This is a genomic window from Cyanobacteriota bacterium (assembly GCA_025054735.1).
Classification (GTDB): domain Bacteria; phylum Cyanobacteriota; class Cyanobacteriia; order SKYG9; family SKYG9; genus SKYG9.
The window spans coordinates 1-4,343 of the sequence record JANWZG010000349.1; the positions used below are offsets into that span (position 1 = coordinate 1).

General features: G+C 48.8%; 5 protein-coding genes. 1 reads left to right on the forward strand and 4 read right to left on the reverse strand.

Annotated features, from left to right (window positions below; translation table 11 throughout):
• Positions 1 to 577: histidine kinase (locus tag NZ772_14715; GenBank protein MCS6814804.1), on the reverse strand; the 577-nt coding region annotated here is incomplete at its 3' end.
• Between the two features lie 341 nt (positions 578 to 918).
• Positions 919 to 2,517, reverse strand: coding sequence for a glycosyltransferase family 39 protein (locus NZ772_14720; GenBank protein MCS6814805.1), 1,599 nt, complete (start codon positions 2,515 to 2,517; stop codon positions 919 to 921).
• 319 nt (positions 2,518 to 2,836) lie between these two features.
• Between NZ772_14720 and NZ772_14725 the strand changes: the two genes are divergently transcribed.
• Positions 2,837 to 3,046, forward strand: a complete 210-nt coding sequence (locus NZ772_14725) for a hypothetical protein (GenBank protein MCS6814806.1) — start codon at positions 2,837 to 2,839, stop codon at positions 3,044 to 3,046.
• Between the two features lie 106 nt (positions 3,047 to 3,152).
• Here NZ772_14725 and NZ772_14730 read toward each other — a convergent pair whose 3' ends face one another.
• Both NZ772_14730 and NZ772_14735 read right to left on the reverse strand, forming a co-directional pair.
• Positions 3,153 to 3,653, reverse strand: a complete 501-nt coding sequence (locus NZ772_14730) for a Ycf51 family protein (GenBank protein MCS6814807.1) — start codon at positions 3,651 to 3,653, stop codon at positions 3,153 to 3,155.
• A 24-nt stretch (positions 3,654 to 3,677) separates the two neighbouring features.
• Positions 3,678 to 4,124, reverse strand: a complete 447-nt coding sequence (locus NZ772_14735; protein MCS6814808.1) for a SufE family protein — start codon at positions 4,122 to 4,124, stop codon at positions 3,678 to 3,680.
• Positions 4,125 to 4,343: the final 219 nt, after the last annotated feature.

The window sequence follows — 4,343 nt, forward strand, 5'->3', positions numbered from 1 at the left end:
GGTTTTCTAAGAACACACCCACTTGTCCATTTGCCAGCGGCAGGCCATAGCCACGGATAGAAATACCCTCTCGCCGAGATTGGGCAGATGGCACACTTTCAGGGGAAAGGGGCAAATGAAACACCCAATCTGTGCACACAGGCTGCTGATGAGCACGAGTTTCATCAATCAACTGATCAAGTTCGTAGGAGCGCACAAGCTGCAACAACAACCGCGGTGTTACGAGTTCCCACTGAGGGATAGCCAGCAATTTATGGGCAGCCGCGTTACACCAAACTAGGCGATTCTCGTCATCCAACTGAAGATAGGCGATCGGTGCACGGTAAAGAACCTGCTTCCAAGCCTCAACTTGTTGTTCTAGCTGTTGACAACGCTCTTGTTGATGACCAACTACGGTGGCTAACTGAAAAACAGCGGCCATCGGTACCTGGGACGATGTTCTGAATGTTCTGGGGGAACCAAGCGATGCCCTAAGGTCTACATTGCCCAGTGCCTCAGCTATCTGGAGACGCAATCGCCGTCGATACCAAGCCATAATCGCCAGTCCGATCGCTAGCCCTAGCAAAAACTGCAGCATAGCTTTAAGGAAATAGGTTATAAGGTCGCAGACGATGAACTCAAGAACGTATCTAACAACTGAACCTGGTACCTAGAGTTGGGCTATGCCCACCCCACAATGCCTACGGCAAAATCTGTTCAGGCAGTAACATCAAACGTACCCGCAGTATTCAATATTTAGGAGTCACTACCTAGATCCAAAGCCATTGGCATCATCTTAACGCTTTTCTGAGTGGTCAAGGCAGCGATCAATGCAGATCAAGGGAATTAGCTTATCCCTGATATTCCTTAGCGGCTAAGGGTTTTAGGATTGTATCCATTACTTACGGATCTCATAGCCCCAGAGCCATGGAAATCTTGCTAGGAAATACCGTAGGGACGAGGATAGGGCTTGAGCAACGTCTTGGCATGGTAGACCAAAAATACCTCCGTCGCTACACCAGCTCGTCGCATAGGAATTTTGCCCACTAGGGCGATCGACTGAAAATAGGGTGCATACTCAGCCGTGCCCGTCTTGAGCTGAAAGCGTTCGGTAGTAATATACAACGCATTTTTGCCAAGCCATTGATCAGGTCGTGACCAAAAGGCGAAGCCGCGTAAGTCTGCCGAAAAACATGTAATAGGTCGATCAGTAGCTGGTGCTAGCGCCATGCCCAACTGACCACCTACAAAAAAGTCATTGGTAAAGATAAAGCTAGAGTCCTGCAAGGCTTCTCGAAAGGGAGATTGAAGAATGCCCCGACGGAGTTGTTGTACATCAAACAACTGAGTTGAGGGATCAGAGTGCACATCCCAGATAGGGAAAATAGAGGGTATTCGGGGCTTTTGGAACAGGCCAAAACTCACATGCAGTAAACCAATGACTGCTAGGGTGGCTACAGCAAGGGCTGAACCTTGTAACCATCGCCGCACCGTCTTGGGAGCAGTTTGCTGCCACTGGCTTGCTTGATACCCCAGTAACAGGGTACATCCATAAAATCCGGGCATTGTCCAGGACGGTAAAATTTGCCGATAACCACCCATTAGGGTAAATGCCAACGCGATCGGCAGCGATACCCATAAGATCAATTGTTGCTTCAGACGCAACTGCTGATCAGACAATGATCTAGGAAAAACCTGGTCAATAACTGAGCGGACTATCAGCCACCAGAGGGCAAAGCCAATCGTGGGAAACATATAGCCTACATGCACTAGAAATACACCCAAGGCATCTAAGAGGCGATAGCCTTCTGTGGGCACCGCCCGCCCTGACTGAAATCGAAATGACACCCAATCATGCTGCCAATTCCAGTACAACACGGGGAAGAGTGCCACCACAAACAGCACAGCACCTAGCAACAGCCAAGGGGAAACCAGAGCCGATCGATGCCGAGGGCTAAACAGACAAAATGCTCCTAGACCAGCACCTAGGGCAAACCCATGATATTTGCCTAAACAGGCTGCCCCCACAAGCAGACCGATCAAGGCCAGTCGCCAAGTTGGCTGGTATGACTCTGACGGGGGGAAAAATTCCACAGCAGCCCAATAGAGCACAGCCGTCCAGAAGAACATTAGGGGTACATCTGGCAGTACCAGAATGCCAAAAACCATCTGAAAAATGGGCACGATCGTCGCAATGATCAAAGCCAATAACCCTGCTTGGGGTGAAAACAACCGCACTCCTGCACGATATAGCCACCACAGCGTCCCGGTGTAAACTAGCAACGTGCCAATGCGAATAGTAAACTGAGTCACCTGTCCACCAGTTAACCATGGACCAATCGCTGTTACCAACGCCACCAGTGGTGGGTGGTCAAAGTAGCTCCAATCTGGGTGAAGTGTATAGGTAAAGTAGTAGGTCTCATCAAAACCAGGCGGAAGTAGCAGTGCAATCACCAGTCGAAACAGAAATCCAATAGCAAGCACGATAACTGCAGATCGATGAGGCCACTTAGTAAGCTGGGAAGAAAATACTTGCATTTAGCCAAACCACACATAGCCGCTCTTACTTTGCCTCATTTTTGCCTGATTGTGGGCACAAGCGGCACAAAATCTCCGAAATCAACTAGTTTAGGTGTGTAGCCAGCTACATTACGGTTATCATGTGTTGATAGAGAATTTGCTCTTCGGTAACTACTAACGGGTTAATTCGTGAGAATGTTAAGTCGAAGTGAACCTATTCCGAACATATCCATAGTAGTTGGCAGACGTTCATGGGGTTGTAGTACCTCTAGCTCAGTAAGATTATTGAGTACGTTGGCTGTTAAACTAGGGAGTTCTTGCATCGCGGAGTATCGGTATGAGTGATTTGACCCAAATTCGTTGTGATCGCCTAAAGCAAATCAAGGCTTATCTGAGACAACAAGCCAAAAACGGCGATCGTCAAGCCGAAAAGCTACTTCTAGGGTTGGCAATTGATGATGCTCAACGGGAATATGTTGCTGACCTGAGTGGCCGCTTCGACGGATTATTTGCGGAAATGGGAATCGAACGGATCACTGCTAGCTGAAGCGACTAGCTGAAATGACTACAACAACTACGTCGAGAGCTGTGTCCTCTGGTGAGATACCATGCGCGCTGAATAGGTGTTTCCTACTGAGCACTGAAGCCTTAGCCTACCCTTGCTGTAACTGAGCCAAGTTTTCCTGGTTTAAGTCAATTTCTAACGGGGCTTTTGGCTCAGAGAGATTACGTGTTGCTTGGCCTAGGATAAGCGGCTGGGATACGCCCGGTTGGGGATGGACGATCGTCCGAGCACGCACCACCAATCGAGAACCCGACCGCCCATAGGAAAACAAGTCACTAGCTGCCTGCTGTAAGGTTGCGGTCAATGCCGATGGAGTAATGGTAGGAGACACCGCTATCACCACTTGGGCACCCCCGTTGTCAAACACAACGGTATAGGGAACTGCGCCAGGAATAGCTGTGCGCGTAAACGGCACCACGCTCAAGACAAACAGCCCTCCTGTAAGCACACCCATAAACCCGGTTACCCCAACTAGGCGAAAGCGGATCCCCCACCGGAACAGAAACGCTAGGCTAGCCAAAACTCCTGCGGCGATCGTCAAGCCTACGCCCCAGTAGGTTGCTGTTAAAAAGTCACTCGTTGTTAGCATGGGTTATCTCTTCTAGTGATAGTTCTAGTCAGCACAGGACAACATGCTCTCCTCCGCTAGTTTAAGGACAGCGGCACGAGCTTGCATAAAGTCGAAAATACTACGAAATCCGCCTGCTCGGTTAGTGCTCAAACTTTCATTCAACCCCATTTCCGTAATAAAGTCTGGAGAAATCTGTAACACCTGATCAGGAGTCAGTCCACTTAAGCCTTCCACTAAAGCGGCTACTAATCCTTTCACCAGCACTGCATCTGCATCACCTTGGTACCAGACTTTACCCTGATCTAGGGTTGCCGTGATATACACTGTTGAAGCGCAACCTTGAACCCTATTAGCTGCGATCGCCGCCTCTGCTGGCAGTGGTTTGAGTCGCTTCATATACCAGATTAGCTGCTCATTGCGTTGCTTAGGGGTTGATAGCCGCCGAAAGCGCTTGACAACATTTTCTAAAGACTCAGGTAAGGGGGACATAGTCAAGTAAACTGCGACATCATAACTCCTATCCTACCAACAGAGACATAATTAGGGTGAGTACCAATTCTTCAAACCTAAGCAATAGGCGGATAGAGAGAATGTAGGCAACCGCCATCTGGATGTAGCAAAAGTTTCCTAGCTATAGCTACGTATAGTTGTTGTAAGGATTTAAGTCCTTAACTACGAACCAATCAGTTACGTAGATAGCTTTTGGAT